We start from the raw sequence: 18035 nt of genomic DNA, 5'->3' as shown, positions 1-18035 counted from the left end.
CTGGCCTTTTTGGCCGGGCTTTGCTTTTTGTAAGTCATGACAACACGCGAACATCATTGGCAGACTGTTTATGAAACCAAGAACCCGAATGCGGTGTCCTGGTATCAGGCTGACCCTGCCCTGTCTCTTAAGCTCATTGACGGTCTCAAGTTGCCGTCTGATGCCGCGATTGTGGATGTAGGGGCGGGGGCTTCCGTGCTCGCCGACCGTCTGCTAGACCGCGGTTTCACCGACCTGACGCTGGTTGATGTGGCGGATGCCGCACTGGCGCACACACGCGAACGCCTTGGCGCAGGGGCGGCGGATGTTCGGTTTATCACAAACGATGTGACGAAGCTTGACCTAGGGCGTGAAGTGGATCTGTGGCACGACAGGGCGGTGCTGCATTTCCTGACGGATACGGAGGAGCGCGCCCGATACAAAGCCGTGCTTGACGCCCACCTGAAGCCGGGTGGCCATGCCATCATCGCCACCTTCGCCTTGGGTGGGCCGGATAAATGCAGCGGCCTGCCGGTCAGGCAATATGATGCCACGCGCCTGATGGAGTTGCTCGGAGATGGCTATGAGCTTCTGGAGGAACACCGCGAGGAACACACCACCCCATGGGGCAGCACTCAGGCCTTCGCCTGCTTTTTGGTGCGGAAACGAAGTTAGGGCCTAAGGCCGTCGCAGTAACCAAGGCTATCGAGGTATGTTTGCAGCGACGTCTCTGGCGTATCCTCAAAATACTCGCCGGTGAAGGTGGCTTCCTTGATCCGGTCCAGCCGGAAATTGCGGAAATCACGCCTTAGTTCACACCAGCCCAGCATCATCCAGATCGGACCCATGAACACGAGAGACAGCGGCCGGATGGTGCGCTCTGTCGACCGGTCTTGTTCGTCCGAATAGTCCAGATGGATTTTTTCTTTCTTCCTGACGGCCCGGCGGATGGCGGAGAAATTGATGTTCCAGGGCACGCGCGCGCGTGAGGGTGGGGCGAACAGCGCGATGCCCTCAAACGTTTCGCGGTCGCGTTCCGAAAGCGCGTTCCTGACCTTCCTGATCAGCGTCTGGGCGGAGACGCTCATGTCATGGTCGGTCCAGCTGGAAACCATCGCGGCCCCCAGCATCAGCACCTCAAGTTCCTCCACATCGAAGGTCATGGGCGGCAGGTAATAGCTTTTGTCGAGCATATAGCCCACGCCCGCCTCGCCATTGATGGGAACGCCGGTGGTGATCAGATCCTGGATGTCGCGGTAAACCGTGCGGACAGAGATATCAAACTCGTCCGCGATGCGTTCCGCCGTCACCGCCATGCGGCGGCCCTGCAGGAAACTCACGATCTGAAAAAGTCGGTCTGCGCGCTTCATAGCAGCCACCCTATATCACCATGCTGACAAAAAGTGTCAGGATGGTTCTAGCACCCCGGTCCGGCTGGGCAAACAGGCAAAAGGTTTATTGGCTGGCGGCAGGCAGCCAGCGGGACAGGGCCTGATGCAGCGCGTCAGGTTTGAAGGGCTTGGAGACATGGTCGTTCATGCCTGCGCTGATGCAGGCTTCGATGTCTTTGGCGGCGACACTGGCTGTCAGGGCAATGATTGGCACCACTGTGCCGCCATTCTTTTCCCGGATGGTGCGGGTGACGGTTATGCCGTCCATATCCGGCATGTTGAGGTCCATGAAGATCAGGTCATAGGCATGCTTGTCAGCAAGTTTCAAGGCCTCCGTGCCGTTCGAGGCGATATCGATCTCAAGCCCTGTGGGCTCAAGCGCGCGCCGGGCCAAGAGCTGGTTGATCTCATTGTCTTCCGCCACAAGAATGCGCCGGCCCTTATAGTGCGCCTTCTCAATCGCATTCGGGGCAGCCTTTGCCTTGCTTTCTGCCTGTTCTGGCACCTTGGTGAACGGTAGGCTGAAACGGAAACAGCTTCCCTTGCCCGGCGTGCTTTCAACCGCAATGTTGCCGCCCATCAGGCCCACGAGCTGCTTGCAGATGGCAAGGCCCAGGCCGGTGCCGCCATAGCGGCGGGTGACAGTCTCATCCGCCTGGTTGAAGGCCTTGAAGAGCTTCCCCTGCTGCTCTGGCGTCATGCCGATGCCGGTATCCCTGACGTCGCAGGTCAGGGTCAGTGTGTCTGCGCGTTTGCCCCGCGCTGCAACACTGATGGTTACGCTGCCTTCTTCGGTGAATTTGACGGCATTGTTCGACAGGTTGATTAGAATCTGGCTCAGCCGTGTTGGATCACCCACCAGTTGGTCAGGCAAGGCGTCCACGCCTTCAAGGCTGAAGGTCAGGCCCTTTTCTTCCGCCTTCGGGGCGGCGATTGCCTGAACATTCCTGAATATGTCTGCGGGGCTGAAGGGGATATGCTCCAGGTCCACCTTGCCAGCTTCGATCTTCGAGAGGTCGAGAATGTCATTCAGGAGCGCCATCAGCACATTGCCGGAAATCTGGATGTTGCCGACATAGTCGCGCTGTTTGTCTGTCAGTTCGGTGGTGGCGACAAGTTCCGTCATGCCGATGATAGCATTCATGGGCGTGCGGATTTCATGGCTGATATGGGCCAGAAAATCGGATTTCGCCTGGCTCGCGGCCCGGGCTTTTTCTTCTGCCACTTTGGCTTCGTCCCGGTCTTTCCGGATTGTGCTGATCCGGTCTGCGATACCGATCGATAGCACGATTGTCTCAAGCGCCATTCCGATCGACATGCTGTATTCCACCAGCGAAGAATGCGGGATGACATCGAACCCGCGCATGACCCGAAGCGCCACACCGACAATGGGAAGCAGCCAGCCCACGGCATAGAAAATGGCGGCCCGGCTGCCCGCCATGAGCGACTTGATCAGTGTTGCCAGGATGAACAGCACGCCAAGGCCGGACATCAGGTTGAAGATCAGGTCGATGGTGTCTGTGTGCCAGCCGCGGGTGGCGGCATAGAGAATGGCGCTGGCCATGAAGGCATAGGCCAGGACGTGGGCGGACGTGCGCCAACGGTCCCCCAGGATGCCTTTTTCAATGAAGCTGACAAGGAACTGCAGCCCGGAAAATCCGATCAGCCCCAGCGTCAGGATCGTGAGGTTCATCTGCGCACTGATCCCCACGGCCCCGGGGAAGAAATGGGACATCATCCCATAGGCAGTGAAGTTATAAAGAACCACGGCAAACACGAAAATGCAGTAATGCACATGAAAATCGAACCGCAACACCGCCGCCAGGGTGATGTTGTAGAACAGCATAGCCATCAGGATGCCGATGATCAGCCCCGCCAGAAGCCGCCCGTCAGTTTCCGACATTGCCCAGTCCTGGGCGGCCACGAAATTGATCTGCCGGAAAGTTCTGATCGACGCAGTATTTTCAAGCCCAACCAGAACGTGGCTCACAGGCGCGGTGCGCGCAGGCGCGTCAAAACGCAGGAAATTGCCGACAGACCAATAGTCGTCAAAGCCCGGGTCTGCGACGTCATAGCTGATCATGTGCCCGTCGCCATAGTGGATCTGGACAATGGCCCTGTCTGTCCACTCGCGGAACAGCAGGAGGGCATAGTCAGTGCCCGCTTCCGGGGTCACGCTGGCTACATCAAGCGACAACCACACAACGTCTTCGCCCGGCATGGGCGCGCTGTCACATTGTGCTTCAGGCAACCTTGGCAGCATGCTGTCGAAACTGGGCTGGGTGTCAGTGCGGAAATGACAGGCTGTTGGCAGGAGGTTGGGCCCATTCGGTGGTTCTGCGGCACTTGCTGCGGAAGCCGTCACCATAAGGCACGCAAGCACGACCAGGGCAAAAAGCCGCCAAAGCCCGTTGCCTGCCACAAGCGTGATCGCCTGCTGTGATTGCCTCATCGATGCCCCCGATATTGCCTGCCTGTAATGTGGAGCTGGATAAAGTGTTGGCAACTTGTGCGTGGCTTGACAAGGCCTGATTGATTTTTATCGGTATTTTTACACTAAAGCCGGTAGTATCGGTACCGCACCGTTTGTGCCCTGGGGATAACAGGTGATGGCATGAATGGTATAGAGCGACTGATCGAGGGGAAAACCATGAAGACTGGCATGCTTGTGCTGATGACAATTCTATCGGTGTTGGTGGCCCTGTATGGCTGGGCGCTTATCTGGCCGGATAGCCCGGTCCAGAACGCGGGCATGGCGCACCATCTGGCTGAACGGCCAGTTGGCATGTATCTGCATTTCGGCTTTGGGCCGCTCGCTTTGGCGATCGGCGGCTTACAGTTCTTTGCCCGGCTGCGCACGCGATTGCCTGCGCTGCACCGCTGGGTCGGGCGTACCTACGTGCTGGCCTGCATGCTGTCGGCCGTTGGCGGTATCTGGCTGGCGATTGGCAGTGATAATGGCCCTGTGGCGCAATTGGGGTTCCTGTTGCTCGGTATTGCATGGATCATCACCACGGGTTTCGGATACTTGCGGGCCCGAGGGCGGCAGTTCGCTGACCATCAGGTCTGGATGATGCGGTCCTTTTCGCTGACCTTCGGGGCCGTAACGCTCAGGATCTACCTGTTCCTGGCGCTTGGCATGATGGGTCTGTCGTTCGAGGTCGCCTATCCGGCGATTGCCTATATCTCCTGGGTGCCGAACCTGCTGTTTGCGGAATGGCTGTTGCGGCGGCAAGCTACGCCAAGGGTTGCGGTCGGGGCGGCCCAGGCCACCCCGAAAACCAGCTAGATGTAATAGGCCTTAGATATAATAGGCTTTCAGCGGCGGGAAGCCGTTGAACTCAATGGCGCTATAGCTCGTGGTGTAGGCGCCGGTTGAGAACCAGTAAAGCCGATCCCCGATCGCGAGATTAAGCGGCAGGGGCACCTTCGCGTCTTCATACATGATGTCGGCGCTGTCGCAGGTTGGGCCGGCGATGATCGCCTCTTCCATTTCGCCCTGTTTTTCGGTGTAGATCGGGTATTTGATGGCTTCGTCCATGGTTTCAATAAGGCCGGAAAACTTGCCCACGTCCGTGAACACCCAGCGGTGCAGGGACGTGCGGGCCTTACGTGAGATCAGCACCACTTCGCTCACCAAGACACCGGCGTTGGCCACCATAGACCGGCCCGGTTCCAGGATAATTTCAGGCATGTCGTCGCCGAAATCTTCCTGAAGGAAGCGGGTGATTTCCTGGGCATAGGTTTCAAGCTCATGGGCGCGCATGGTGTAGGCACCGGGGAAGCCGCCGCCCATGTTGATCATCTTCAGCTCAATGCCGTCCTCAAGTTTGAGGCGCTCGAATATATTGGACACTTTCGCGATGGCCGCATCCCACGCGCCGATGTCGCGCTGCTGGGACCCAACATGGAAGGAAATGCCATAAGGCTCCAGCCCCAGGTCGCGCGCCAGGATCATCAGGTCGATCGCCATATCGTTCTGGCAACCGAACTTGCGGCTCAGGGGCCAATCGGCGGTGTGGGTGCCTTCTGTCAGCACGCGGGCATAGACCTTGGCGCCCGGAGCGGCTTTGGCGATATTCCTCAGGTCTGCTTCTGAATCTGTCGCGAACAGGCGTACCCCGCGTTCATAGAAATAGCGGATGTCCTTCGCCTTTTTTATGGTGTTGCCATAGCTCAGGCGGTCAGGGGATACGCCGGCTTCAAGCACGCGGTCCAGCTCATAGATGGAGGCGATATCAAAATTTGACCCTTTGTCCTTCAACAGGCCGATAATCTCGGGCGCTGGGTTCGCCTTCACCGCATAATAGATTTTTGCGGTGGGAAACTTTTGGCTGAGGTCATCATAGGCCTCATCAACCATGCCGGTATCCACCACAAGAAACGGGGTCTCATGTGTGTCGGCAAGGGCTTTGATGCGGTTGAACGTCTCTGGCGAATAATAGTCTTCGATTTGGGCACTCATTGGCGCGTGGGCCTTCCTGTAAAGCGCATTGGTGGCATTATGCCGGCCCGGTCGTCCGGGGAGGGGTAAAATACCATAATTGCGGGAAGGCCCAAATGAATAATGCGACCCTCAAGATATGGTTGGGCAGCGGAGCAAAAGGCCCTATTTCTTGAAATAAGGAAAAATGCAGGAGGGAGCAGAGCTCATGATCAGGGTGCATCATCTCAACAATTCGCGGTCTCAGCGTATCCTCTGGATACTGGAGGAAATGGGCCTTGAGTATGAGATTGTGCCTTATCAGCGGGATAAGGAAACCCGCCTTGCGCCCGACAGCCTGAAGCAGGTTCACCCGCTTGGCAAAAGCCCGGTGCTGGAAGACGGTGACCTGAAGATCGCGGAATCCGGCGCGATTGTGGACTATCTGGTCCGCACCTATGGCGGTGGGGAGTTCGGCCCCGGGGCGGGTGCGCAAGGCTATAATGCTTATATGGAATGGCTGCATTTTGCCGAAGGCTCTGCCATGTTGCCTTTCATGCTGGCGCTCTACACCGGGCGGCTTGGGGACGCGGCAGCACCGCTTGGACCGCGCATCCAGAGCGAGATTGCTAACCACCTGTCCTATATGTCGGATCGGCTGGGCGACCGGGATTTCTTTGTGAGGGACCAACTGACAGGGGCGGACATCATGCTGGTGTTCGTGCTTGAAGTGGCGGCTGTCAGCGGGGCCATTGGTGCCTTCCCGAACCTGAAGGCTTATCTGGAACGCATGCAGGCGCGTCCGGCCTATGGTCACGCGCTGGAGCGCGGCGGCCCATACCAGCTTGGGGCCTGAGGCGCTTTCCCCTGTTATGATTTAATTAATCAGTGGTCGGTATGCTGGGGCAGCCTTTCAAAAGGTTGGGGTTGCCTGCCAGGCTGAGCGTCGGCGAGGCACAGAGTGAAAGGACCACTGAACCTTGTTGCGCAGGTTTTTTCGAGTGCTGGCACATGCGAGTGCCGGATGCCGGGCGTTGGTTCTGGCTACATTTTGCGCCAACGGTCTGCTGGGTGCGCCAGTGCATGCCCACCCTCCAGCTTCCGACATTGTTATCTATACTGAAAGCTACCCACCCTATAGTTATCTGACCAAGGATGGACAGCTGGATGGCCTGTCCACCCGCCTTGTGCGCCGCCTGATGGACGAGACAGGGCTGACGTACCGTATCGTGCTGGTTCCCTGGACCCGTGCTTACCGCGCTACGCTTGAAGAAGACAATGCGCTTATTTTCACGATCGCCCGGTCAGAGGGACGGGAAGACCTGTTTGAATGGCTGGTGCAGCTGGGCAGCATCAAATTTCAGCTTTATGCCAGGCAAGAAGATAATCGTTTCGATAGCGAAATAAATTGGAACAAAGCAGGCTACCGCATTGCCTGCCTAGTGGATGATATCTCATGCCTGCTGGTAAAAGGGCTGAATGTACCTGAGCAATACATCTACCGGATCGCGGAAGTGAACCGGCCCGATGTGACGCTGGTGCTGGCAGGGCGGGCTGACCTTTATGTGGCAGAGAAAATCCACAATCTGTACCGGCTGAAGGCCCTTGGCGTGCCGGCAGATAGCCTCAAGGCAGTAAAGACGCTGGACGCGGGCGGGGACCTGTTCCTGGCGTCGGGGCTTGGCTTGAAGCCTGAACTGCGCGCCGCTGTCCTTGCAGCACAGGCCCGGCTGCAGGCGGCGGGCATTGCCATGACGCTGGACGCTGCCGACCTTGACAGCCTGCCTGAATAGGCGCGTGACGGCATAGCATCATACTCGCCCCACCATGGATGCCATGAAGGCGTCATAGACCGCTGAGGCGGTGGCTTCATAGGCCCTGCTGTTAACCAATTATTGATGGCTAATGACTACGATTAATTGCGAGGCGGTTTATGTAGGGCGTATTGACAACCGTATTGGGCGGAGTGGGTATGCATCGTGGATTCAAGTTCTGGCTGTTGAAGTTCTTGCTTCTGGGTGGGCTTTGGGTTGCGCCAGCATCGGCTTGGGCAACAGAGCCTTCTGCCGGTGAGCAGACCCTTACCGTCTATACCGAAGACTATCCCCCCTTCAATTATGCAAAGCCCGATGGGACGGTTGGCGGACTGGCAACAGAACGTGTGCGGCAAGTGCTGGACGCTGCCGGGCTGACCTATGAAATCAAGGTCGTTCCCTGGGCGCGGGCGATGAATTATGTGCGAACAAGGCCCGATGCGCTGATTTACACCATTACCCGCACGCCGCGCCGCGAATATGGTTTTGACTGGCTGGTCCTGCTGGCGGAATCAAATTTCCATATCTATGCGCGGGCAGACGAGACCCGTGCGGTCACCCGGGAGAATCTGGAAGCCGGCATGTTTACGGCCACCTGTGTGTCGGGGGACCTGTCGTGTGAGCTTCTTGTCTGGGCGGGTGTGCCGGTTGGCAAGATTACCCCCATCGCAAAGATGGGCACAGGCGACTTCCGCATGGTGCTGGCTGGCAGGGCTGACCTCTATATCAGCGATTTCGCAGCGAACCGGCGGCTCCGCAAAGCGGAAGGCTACGCGACGAACCTGACCAAACCTGTCATGCGGCTTGATAGTCGCGCGGGCTTTTATCTGGCGTCGGGCCTGAATGTGCCAGCGGACGTGCGCACCCGCATCAAGGCGTCCTACGAAAAGCTGAAGGCGTCGGGCGAGTATCAGTTGGTAAGTAGCGAGCCGTCCTCAGGAGGCGGGTACTAAGCCACCCCTTTCATTTTCCAAGGTCATTGGCTTCCATTGGTTTCCGTGCAATAAAAACCTTTCAGCGGATAAAAAGGGGACCGGCATGAAAGGTTTGCTGCATATTGGGATGCCCACAGCGCGGGCGTCCGCCATTCGGGACATGTTCCTTGCAGATGAGAGCAATAATTTCTATCTGGGCAAGGGGCCAACAAGCCATGTCCCCAGCCAAGTGCAATTCGCCCTTGAGACCGAACTGCTGCAAATCCCGAGTTACCATTATAATTCGGACCTGGTGGCTACCGTTTTCCGGCTCGGGCTTGAAAGCGCCGAGGAAAACGGCGCCGACGTCCTGATTGTCAGTGACGACAATATCGTCAGCCAGTCGGGCGACGGCTACGACAGCCACATGGTGCGCCTCAAGGCTGTGATGCCCGAGGACACGGTTGTTGTCCTTGTAATTCGTGAGCAGCTTGATTTTCTGCGTGCCTCCTATAAGCACGCTTTGGTCCATGACGGGCTGCGCGCCAGCTTCGACAATTTCGTCAAATATCACCTGCTGCGTGGCAGCAAGGGGCTGATGTCATGCCTGGATCATGTGTCGCTGGCCGGCGTGGCAGCGGCTCATTTCCACAAACTTGAAATCGTGCTTTATGAAGATCTGGCGGCAAACCCGCGGGCGCTTCACGACGTTCTGGAGCGCCATGGTATCGAGATCGATGCGGAACTGACCGACGTCGAAAATGAATTGTCTGATGCCGAAGCCTATCATTTCCAGCGCCTGTATCTGCGGCAGGGTATCGACCTGAGCGGTGACCGAAGCCTGATTTTTGGCGCCGATGACATGACGACGCTGGAGGCAAATCGCCCAATTTTTGACGACCTGCTGCAGGCCGAAGAAGTCCGTGTCGGCAGTATCATGGCGCTTGTCGGCGCCGCCAAGGAGGCGGTGAAGCATGAGCCTGATGTGTCGCTTGACTATAGCCTGAGCGAACAGACCGAGGCCCTATTGTTTCCGTTCCTTCGCCAGGTAAATAAACGCATGGTGGATATCATGGGGCTGCCGCTTGAGGCGCGGGGGTATATGTTGCCTGAGGCCGAAGAAGCGGCGCCAGCTGAGTTTGATTCCTGAAGCCCTTAGGCCGACTGTTAACCAATTGTTGAAACGGGCTGATATAGGCTCTTGATGCGTTTGGGAGACGGTCGAATAGTTGAGTGATTTGGTAGTAGTATAGCGTGTTCAGATTTCTTTCTCTCGCAATTTGGTTCGTGGTTGGTTTGCTGTTGCTGGCGCCCTTGGCGCGCGCGACAGGCCTTGTCGTCTACACCGAAGATTTCCCACCCTATAACTATCGTGGCCATGACGGTGAAGTTACAGGCACGTCTACGGAAAGGGTGCGCAAGGTTCTTGACCGGACAGGACTTGATTATCAGATCAGGCTGGTACCCTGGTCGCGCGCTGTTCAGCTGTCGAAATCAGATAACAATGCCCTGATCTTCACGCTTGCCCGCACGCCTGAGCGGGACCGCTTCTATGACTGGTTGATGCCGCTCATGCGGTCTGAATACCACCTGTTCACCCGCGCTGAAGACAGCCGTGAAGTTACGCTTGAAGCATTGAAAGCAGGGGATTTGCGTACGGCTTGCGTTACCGCCAATATCAGCTGCGAGATTTTGGCCTGGATGGGTGTGCCGGCAGACAAGATCACGCGGTTGCCGAACCAGGGAATTCTAGACCTGCAGATGGTGCTGGCCGGGCGTGCTGACGTTTATTTCAACGATCGGGAGGGTCATCAGGCCCAGTTGAAGCAGGCTGGCCTGTCAGCCGCCTTTTTCCGGGACGCCATGCGGGTGCCTTATGAGGGCGGCTTCTATTTGGCGGCGGGGCGGCAAGTGCCAGCGGGCGTGCGCGCCAAAATTCGCCAGGCCTATGATGCGCTTCTGCGTGCAGGCGAAATGACAGCGCCGCGCTAGACGTGAGGGGCTGGCTTACCAGTCCCAGTCGTCGTCCTCGTCTTCGTCGGCCACCACATGGCCATGAAGGTCATAGTCGTCGCTGGCGTCAATGTGCGCCATGACCATGTCGCCCGGTGAAAGCTCGGTCGCACCTTCAAGGTGTACCTGGCCATCGATCTCTGGCGCGTCGGCGTATGTGCGGCCCACGGCACCTTCGTCCGAGACCTCATCAATCAGCACAGCCATTTCCATGCCGACCCGGTTCTTCAGCTTTTCAGCAGAGATTTTCGCCTGCACTTCCATGAAGCGCTCCCAGCGTTCCTGCTTTACTTCCTCGGGCACGGGGTTTGGCAGCGCGTTTGCAGCAGCACCCTCCACCGGCTCATACTTGAAGCAGCCGACGCGGTCGAGCCTGGCTTCCTGCATCCAGTCCAGAAGATACTGGAACTGTTCCTCCGTCTCGCCGGGGAAGCCGACAATGAAGGTGGACCGGATGACGATTTCCGGAACAATCTTACGCCAGTTCTGAATGCGCTCCAGAACCTTGGCTTCATTGGCCGGGCGGCGCATGGCGCGCAAGACGTCGCGGTTCGCATGCTGGAACGGGATATCCAGATAGGGCAGGATCTTGCCTTCTGCCATCAGCGGGATCACGTCATCCACATGCGGGTAAGGGTAAACATAATGCAGGCGCACCCAGGCATCCAGGTTGCCAAGCTCGCGCGCCAGGTCTGTCATGTGGGCGCGTACCTCGCGGTCTTTCCACATCTCGGTCTGGTGCTTGAGGTCAAGGCCGTATGCGCTGGTGTCCTGGCTGATCACCAGCAGTTCCTGCGTGCCGGCTTCAACCAGCTTTTCGGCTTCGCGGAGCACCGCACGGATCGGACGGGACGCCAGGTCACCGCGCAAGGACGGGATGATGCAGAATTTACAGCGGTGGTTGCAGCCCTCTGAAATCTTCAGGTAGCTATAGTGCCGCGGCGTGAGGCGGAGGCCGCTTTCAGGCACCAGATGGGTGTAGGGGTCATGTGGTTGGGGCGCAGCCTTGTGCACTTCACCCACCACCTGCTCATACTGGTGTGGGCCGGTGACGGCCAGCACGCCTGGCACCACTTCCCTGACAGCACCTTCATCCACGCCCAGGCAGCCGGTCACAATCACCTTGCCATTCTCGTTCATGGCTTCCTTGATGGCACTGAAGCTTTCTTCCTTGGCGCTGTCGATAAAGCCGCAGGTGTTGACCACCACAACATCGGCGCCTTCATATTCGGTCGCGATCTCATAGCCTTCGGAGCGAAGCTTGGTAAGAATCCGCTCGCTGTCCACCAGCGCCTTGGGGCAGCCAAGGGACACAAAACCGACTTTTGAAGTATGCGTGGTCATGGTTTAGTGTGTATCCTGCAATAACTTGTATAGCGTCATAATTTTGGCGGCTTATACAGAGTTTCTGGGGGAATTGCCAGCGCGAAGCGTACCGGATGGGGGAGCCAGCAATGCAGCAAATAAAGAAGTACGGGATAAGGTTCGTTGGGGTGGTGGTGCTCCTTGTTGGGGTATGGGCCCTGTATCACCAGATCGCCACTGTCAGGAGCGCGGAAAAGTACCCCGCGCCGGGTGAAATGGTGGATGTGGGCGACAGGCGTCTGCATATGCTGTGCCGGGGCAATGGTGATGGCCCTACTGTTGTGCTGGTGTCTGGGCTGTCGGCGATATCCTATTATGCCTGGCCCGATATTGCCGTTCCCCTTTCGAAGGAAACCAGAACCTGCCTTTATGACCGTGCCGGATACGGCTGGAGCGACCCATTTGACGGAGAGCTGGACCTTGATATAGCCGTTGCGGACTTGGCGCGCATTGTGGATGCGGCGGGTGGTGGCAAGCCGGTTATCCTGGTCGGGCATTCCTATGGCGGCCTGCTGGTGCGCCAATATGCTCTCAAGTCGCCGGAACATGTTGCTGGGTTAGTGCTTTTGGATAGTAGCCATGAGCAGAGCTACAGCCGCTTCCCAAAGGACGACAGCTTCCCCACGGGCAAGCCTGATTTGATCGCGGGCTTTGGGGCAGCAGTTGGATATTATCGCTTCCTTGCGGACTTCTGGATAACAAAAGAAGGCGTCGACTATCTCTCAGACCAGGAATTCGATCAGTTGATGGAGCTCTATGTCCACACCGAGTATCATCTGGCTGTGAACGCGGAGCTCAGGGACGTGTTGGAGCGGGACTTTAGCCCGGTCTCCGCGGGTACCTTGGGTGACATGCCGCTTGTTGTATTGTCACGCGATACCAATGTCACAGACGGCTTGCCGCTCGACTTGAGGCAAGAAGCTGTCTGGGCCGAAATGCAGCAGGAACTGGCCCGGATATCCACCAACGGCCGGATTGAAACACTCGAGGGCGCCAGCCACAATTTCACGCTGGAGAGGCCAGGAAAGATTATTTCTGCCGTGCTGGCAATCAGAAGCGAACTGGCTGAAAAGCAGGTCAATGCTGCGCCATAGCAGCTGCCAAGACTAAAATCAGGTTTTATCTACTTTTTAGGGTGGCGTTAAATATATGTCTCATATAGATATTTAACGCCTTCAGGTGGGATGGCCTTATTGCCAGCGGAGAAAGACTTGACCAATTCTGCAGAGACGAGCCGGCTCCGTACGGCGATAGTCGTGATACTGCTTCTGGTGGCGAACGGTGCAATGGTCCATTGGTACTGGACGCTGTACCGTGACATGGGGATGTTGAATATCGCCTGGACCCGGTCATCGCAGGCAACCATCGAACGTGCGGCCCATTTGGCGCAAATTGAGCGCACCATCGGCTATGGCGAATTTATCCATAATTTCAAAAACTATGTGCTTCGGCGTACGGATGTCTATGAACAGCGTACGGCTGCGTCCCTGGCGAAGCTTGACCAGGCGATTGAGGCCATGCTGGAGTTTTCCATGTCGGCCGAGGACCGCGAGGATGTTCTGGTGATCGAGCAGACAGTTGATGCTTATCGCAAGAATTTCGAGCGAGCAAAGGAAGTGGGTTGGCGTGGCTTGTCTGCCCATGAACTTGATGAGCTGGTGAAGGTGGATGATGGTCCGGCGGTTGAGGCTTTTGAAGCCATCCGCGGGCGGTTGCTGCCAACATTTCAAGCCAACTTGCTAGAGCATAGGCGGCAGATCGACAGTCTGTGGCAGGGCGTGGCGGTTGGCGCACTTGTGGCGGTGCCACTTATGTTGATCAATTGCCTGTTCATTGTCTGGGGCGGGTTGCGGTTGATTGCACGCCGACGCCGGAATGTGCCGGTTTCCTGAGGATCAAGCATCCTCCAAGTTTGCACTTTTTCTTTCAAACAGCACTTTGAAACCACGCTTATTTGGCTAAGATGGCTCCGATTTTTTTGGGAGTTGTTATGTCGCGTTCCGCGTTTCTTATTCCGTTTCTGATGATGGTGATCTTGTGCTCAGCAGCTGCAACAGCGGCTGATCTAGACGGCGTATGGCAAACGGAAGGCTATGGCTATCTGTTTGATGTGAACGGCGCTGACGTCACCATTTATGAAACAACGCCCATTAGCTGCCTGCGAAGTGGCCTGGTGCCAGGCGCTCTTGAGGTGTTGAACGATGATGAGGTCGAGGCCCGTTTTCCGGTTTCCCTTCCCGGCTTTATCGACGCCGACATGGAAGTCTGGCCCGGACCGGATGCGAGCAAACGGTTCCATCGGACCGACACCAACACCTTTATGACCGCCACAAGGCTGACTAAATTGCCAGAGCTGTGCACGGCTGATGCGCCTGCCGCGCCGGGAGACACCGTGGCGGTGTTCATGGAGACCTTCAAAGCGCACTATCCCTTCTTTTCTGAAGGGCAAAGTGGCTGGCAGGTGCCGGATACAGGCGATATCGCAACCGACCAGCAGCTTTTCGACTATCTCACAGGGCTGATGGCGCCCCTTGAGGATGCCCATACCGCGCTTGTGGCCCCTTCGCTTGATGCCATGTATTTCGGCGCGGAAGGGGCATCCCGGTCTGTGCCGGAGGAAGACCGCGCCCGCGGGTTTGAGATTGTCGACAACCGGTACCTGAGGAGTCCGCTTGCACCATACGGCAGGGGCATGCTGGGCTATGCGGAGCTGGCGCGGGGCATCGGATACCTTCGCATACACGGTTTTTCCGATTTCAGCGCAGCGGGCACACCGGATGCCAACTTGGCCGCCTTCGAGCGTGCGCTGGACGACTTTTTTGACCCCATCCACGGCCTGGCCGGGCTGGTGATCGACCTGCGCGACAACGTAGGCGGGTCTGACGCGCTGGCCATTGCGCTGGCGAAGCGCTTGGTTGAAGAGGAGTATGTCGCCTACACCAAGCAGGCCTACTTGGGTGTCGAGGGCGACACCGGCTGGACGGACGAGGCGGCCACCTGGGTACAGCCCAGCGACCGCGAGAGCTTCTGGGGGCCGGTTGTGGTGCTGACGGGCCCAGACAGCATCAGTGCCGCCGAAACCTTCCTGATGGCACTGATGGCCCGGACGCCTGAAGCGACCCGCATTGGCGACAACACCCGCGGCGCCTTTGCGGACATGCTGCCGCGCATTTTGCCGAACGGCTGGCTGTTTGCCCTGCCGAATGAGCGGTATCTGGACGCAGGCGGCGTGAGCTATGACCGGTCGGGCATTCCGCCACACATTCGTGTGCCAGTGTTCACGGATGAAGACCTTGCCGCCGGGCGGGACAGCGCGCTGGATGCCGCGCTCAAGATGCTGACGACAAAGGCGCGGTAGCCACAGTTTGTCTTTTCACGGGTAGCTGTGAGGGCTATGATCCTTGGAAAACGAGGGCGTTTGTGACCATCAAGCTGACATGGACGGAAGACAGCGTTGAAGTGCATGTGGACGGGGATTTCCCGAACCAGATGGTGGCTATCAACAAGGCCATCACAGGCGATCCGCGTCACCGGAAAATCAGCCGCATGCTTATTGACGCGCTGGATGCCGACCATTTCTATGCCGATAGCTATCTGCTGAGCACCATCGCGGAGATGGACATCATGGCCTATCAGGGAGGGCCCAGAATGCGGCTTGCTGTGGTCACAGACAACAGGAAGATGGCAAAGATCGTTGAGGCCTACTCAGCCCACTATGAAAGCCTGAAGCCCGGCGCGATGATATCCAAAGTGTTCAGGGACCTGGAGGCCGCCCGCGCCTGGCTTCGTGAGTGACATTAGCCTGTTAGTCGCCTAAGTCGCAATTTCCCGTTGACGCTGTTTCATTTGAATTTCCCCCATGTATAGTGCTGTCTGCCCATAAGGGATCATGATCAGGAGACCGCCCAAGATGGATAGTCGAGATGGATAGTAAAGAGTTTCGCAAAAACGCCCACGATATTATCGACTGGATCGCCGACTATATGGACGGCGTGCGCGACTATCCCGTGCGTTCGCAAGTGGCGCCGGGCGAGGTGCGCGCCAAGTTGCCGGATACCCCGCCCGAGGAGGCAGAAAGCTTTGACCAGCTGATGGCGGATTTCAAAGACACCATCCTGCCCGGCGTCACCCACTGGCAGCACCCGCGTTTCTTCGCCTATTTCCCTGCCAATGTGACGCCCGAGAGCCAGCTTGCCGAAATGCTGATCAGCGCCATGGGCATCAACGCCATGCTGTGGGAAACCAGTCCCGCGGCGACGGAGCTTGAAGAAGCCATGATGGACTGGCTGAAGGATATGCTGGACCTGCCGCGCGCCTGGGACGGGGTCATCCAGGATACGGCGTCATCTGCCACCTTCTGTGCTGTTCTCGCCGCCCGCGAACGCGCGACCGGCTGGAAGGTGAATGAAACCGGCCTTCAGCATGCGCCCATGATGGCTTTCTATACGTCTGCCGAAGCACACAGTTCGCTTGAGAAAGCCGTGAAGATGGCAGGGCTTGGCCGCGTGTCGATCCGCCTTGTGCCGACTGATAAAGACCACGCCATCCAGCCGACGGCGCTTTCAGCCATGATGGAAGAAGACCGCAAGGCCGGCATCATTCCGGCAATGGTGATGGCCACTGTGGGCTCCACCAGCGTGGGGGCGGCTGATCCCCTTAAGGCCATTGGTGTGATTGCGCGGGCGAACAAGGCCTATTTCCATGTGGATGCCGCCTGGGCCGGCAGCGCCATGATGTGCCCGGAATTCCGGTACCTGCTGGACGGTGTAGAAAGCGCCGACAGTTTCGTCTTCAACCCGCATAAATGGATGGGTGTGCAGTTCGACTGTACGGCCCACTTCGTGCGCGACCGCGACACGCTTGTGCGCACGCTTACCATCCTGCCCGCCTACCTTGAAACCCGCGAAGGCACCCGGGTGAAGGATTACCGTGACTGGGGCGTGCAGCTGGGCCGCCGCATGCGGGCGCTGAAGCTTTGGTTCGTCATTCGCCTGCGCGGGCTTGAAGGCCTTCGCGCCATGTTCCGAAACCATGTGGCCTGGACGCTGGACCTGGCGGCCAAAATCCGCGAAACGGATGGGTTTGAGCTGGTCACTGGGCCGAACCTGTCGCTGCTGACCTTTCGTGTGCTCCGCCAAGGCATGGACAAGGAAGAACAGGACGCCCTGACAGAAAAGCTGCTGGCGAAGGTGAATGATGACGGCTTTACCTATCTCACGCGGACGCTTGTGAACGGTCGACCAGTGATCCGTTTCCAGGTGGGGCAGGTGCAGACCACGAAAGATGACGTTATGGCCGCATGGCGCCGTGTGGCGGAATTGGAGGAAGATCTGTAATCTAATCTTAGGATTTAGATTGCTATGCTGCCCAGGTGGTAATGGAGAATGGTTTGATAAAATATTATGCAGCTATGGTCGTTCTTGGGGTGCTTTGGGTAGCGCGCCCAGTCATGGCTGCGGATGTCGTAGTCTATACCGAAAATTACGGTGATTTTAATTCAGTTGATGATAGTGGCCAGGTGGTCGGCCCTGCGGCAGACCTGATCCGCCAGGTGATGGGTGAAACCGGGCTGGATTATGACATCAAGCTGGTGCCCTGGAACCGGGCTTATACACTCGCGACCAAGCTGGATAATGCGCTTATCTATGCGCTCTTGCGCCAGTCCGAGCGAGAGCCGAATTTCCACTGGCTTTTTCCTGTCTTTGAGACCCCGCTCTATCTGTATGGCCGACAGGGTGAAGACCGTCCGATCACCATCGAAGCCCTCAAGCAGGGGCGCTATACGGCAGCCTGCATGCTGGGCGATGCCTCCTGCCTGATCCTGCGGGACCTTGGCATGCCGAAAGACAAAATCTTCGAAGTCGCCGATTCCCATCGGGGCGAAATGAAGGTGGTGGCTTCTGGCCGTGCGGACGTTTTTATCGCGCAGGAACTTCACCATCTGGAGGACGGCAAGCTGGTGATGGACCCGGATTTCATGAAGCTGGAACAGCTGCCGGATACCCAGCGCTTCTACCTGGCTGCGGGCAAGCAGGTTCAGCCCGGGCTGGTGGAAGCGGTGCGCCAGGCATACGAAAGCCTGAAGACCAGCGGTGATCTTTTGTCGGTCCACCCCCAGCATTAACCGCCAGCCCTG

17 protein-coding genes are annotated in these 18035 nt (G+C 57.7%); 13 read left to right on the top strand and 4 right to left on the bottom strand.

Annotated features, from left to right (window positions below):
* Positions 1–36 precede the first annotated feature (36 nt).
* A complete protein-coding gene (locus ACFO5Q_RS16320; protein WP_068146453.1) occupies positions 37–654 on the top strand; it encodes a class I SAM-dependent methyltransferase in 618 nt (205 codons plus the stop codon).
* Here the strand turns inward: ACFO5Q_RS16320 and ACFO5Q_RS16315 are convergent.
* Entirely contained in the window at positions 651–1349 is a 699-nt protein-coding gene (locus tag ACFO5Q_RS16315; RefSeq protein ID WP_082719810.1) for a helix-turn-helix transcriptional regulator, read from the bottom strand. The genes ACFO5Q_RS16320 and ACFO5Q_RS16315 overlap by 4 nt on opposite strands.
* 85 nt (positions 1350–1434) lie before the next feature.
* Positions 1435–3822 carry a hybrid sensor histidine kinase/response regulator gene (locus ACFO5Q_RS16310; RefSeq protein ID WP_068146451.1) on the bottom strand — a complete coding sequence of 796 codons (2388 nt, stop codon included), beginning with the start codon at positions 3820–3822 and terminating at the stop codon, positions 1435–1437.
* Between the two features lie 198 nt (positions 3823–4020).
* Between ACFO5Q_RS16310 and ACFO5Q_RS16305 the strand changes: the two genes are divergently transcribed.
* Complete coding sequence (locus tag ACFO5Q_RS16305) at positions 4021–4659, top strand: DUF2306 domain-containing protein (RefSeq protein WP_068146443.1); 639 nt, start codon at positions 4021–4023, stop codon at positions 4657–4659.
* Between the two features lie 12 nt (positions 4660–4671).
* Here ACFO5Q_RS16305 and ACFO5Q_RS16300 read toward each other — a convergent pair whose 3' ends face one another.
* Positions 4672–5835: a type III PLP-dependent enzyme gene (locus ACFO5Q_RS16300; protein ID WP_068146442.1), complete on the bottom strand. Its 1164-nt coding sequence runs from the start codon at positions 5833–5835 to the stop codon at positions 4672–4674.
* 187 nt (positions 5836–6022) lie between these two features.
* On the opposite strand from ACFO5Q_RS16300, the gene ACFO5Q_RS16295 reads away from it, so the two are divergent.
* The 5 genes from ACFO5Q_RS16295 (at position 6023) to ACFO5Q_RS16275 (ending at position 10513) form a co-directional block, all read left to right on the top strand.
* Complete coding sequence (locus ACFO5Q_RS16295) at positions 6023–6649, top strand: glutathione S-transferase family protein (protein ID WP_068146439.1); 627 nt, start codon at positions 6023–6025, stop codon at positions 6647–6649.
* A 145-nt stretch (positions 6650–6794) separates the two neighbouring features.
* A complete protein-coding gene (locus tag ACFO5Q_RS16290; RefSeq protein ID WP_197421003.1) occupies positions 6795–7586 on the top strand; it encodes a substrate-binding periplasmic protein in 792 nt (263 codons plus the stop codon).
* A gap of 179 nt (positions 7587–7765) precedes the next feature.
* On the top strand, positions 7766–8560 hold the full coding sequence (locus ACFO5Q_RS16285) for a substrate-binding periplasmic protein (RefSeq protein ID WP_068146432.1): 795 nt from the start codon (positions 7766–7768) through the stop codon (positions 8558–8560).
* Between the two features lie 85 nt (positions 8561–8645).
* Complete coding sequence (locus ACFO5Q_RS16280; protein WP_068146429.1) at positions 8646–9671, top strand: hypothetical protein; 1026 nt, start codon at positions 8646–8648, stop codon at positions 9669–9671.
* Positions 9672–9775: 104 nt separating this feature from the next.
* The gene (locus ACFO5Q_RS16275) at positions 9776–10513 is read left to right on the top strand and encodes a substrate-binding periplasmic protein (protein WP_068146427.1); all 738 of its coding nucleotides are present in this window, start codon (positions 9776–9778) and stop codon (positions 10511–10513) included.
* A 15-nt stretch (positions 10514–10528) separates the two neighbouring features.
* On the opposite strand, the gene rimO is transcribed toward ACFO5Q_RS16275, so the two are convergent.
* A complete protein-coding gene (gene rimO / locus ACFO5Q_RS16270; protein ID WP_068146424.1) occupies positions 10529–11878 on the bottom strand; it encodes a 30S ribosomal protein S12 methylthiotransferase RimO in 1350 nt (449 codons plus the stop codon).
* A gap of 110 nt (positions 11879–11988) precedes the next feature.
* Here rimO and ACFO5Q_RS16265 point away from each other — a divergent pair, with 110 nt between their 5' ends.
* The 6 genes from ACFO5Q_RS16265 to ACFO5Q_RS16240 all read left to right on the top strand — a co-directional run bounded on the left by ACFO5Q_RS16265 (position 11989) and on the right by ACFO5Q_RS16240 (position 18023).
* Positions 11989–12993: an alpha/beta fold hydrolase gene (locus ACFO5Q_RS16265; protein ID WP_068146421.1), complete on the top strand. Its 1005-nt coding sequence runs from the start codon at positions 11989–11991 to the stop codon at positions 12991–12993.
* A 117-nt stretch (positions 12994–13110) separates the two neighbouring features.
* Entirely contained in the window at positions 13111–13791 is a 681-nt protein-coding gene (locus tag ACFO5Q_RS16260) for a hypothetical protein (protein WP_156431925.1), read from the top strand.
* A gap of 98 nt (positions 13792–13889) precedes the next feature.
* The gene (locus ACFO5Q_RS16255; protein WP_068146417.1) at positions 13890–15257 is read left to right on the top strand and encodes a S41 family peptidase; all 1368 of its coding nucleotides are present in this window, start codon (positions 13890–13892) and stop codon (positions 15255–15257) included.
* A gap of 62 nt (positions 15258–15319) precedes the next feature.
* A complete protein-coding gene (locus ACFO5Q_RS16250) occupies positions 15320–15694 on the top strand; it encodes an STAS/SEC14 domain-containing protein (protein WP_068146414.1) in 375 nt (124 codons plus the stop codon).
* A 128-nt stretch (positions 15695–15822) separates the two neighbouring features.
* Entirely contained in the window at positions 15823–17235 is a 1413-nt protein-coding gene (locus ACFO5Q_RS16245; protein WP_068146411.1) for a pyridoxal phosphate-dependent decarboxylase family protein, read from the top strand.
* 53 nt (positions 17236–17288) lie between these two features.
* Positions 17289–18023 (top strand): substrate-binding periplasmic protein, encoded by a 735-nt coding sequence (locus ACFO5Q_RS16240; protein WP_197421001.1) that lies wholly within the window; start codon positions 17289–17291, stop codon positions 18021–18023.
* Positions 18024–18035 lie beyond the last annotated feature (12 nt).

This window comes from Kordiimonas lipolytica (assembly GCF_042651265.1).
Taxonomy (GTDB): domain Bacteria; phylum Pseudomonadota; class Alphaproteobacteria; order Sphingomonadales; family Kordiimonadaceae; genus Kordiimonas; species Kordiimonas lipolytica.
Note: the sequence above shows the minus strand (reverse complement) of the source record. Positions and strands in the feature narration are given on the sequence as shown.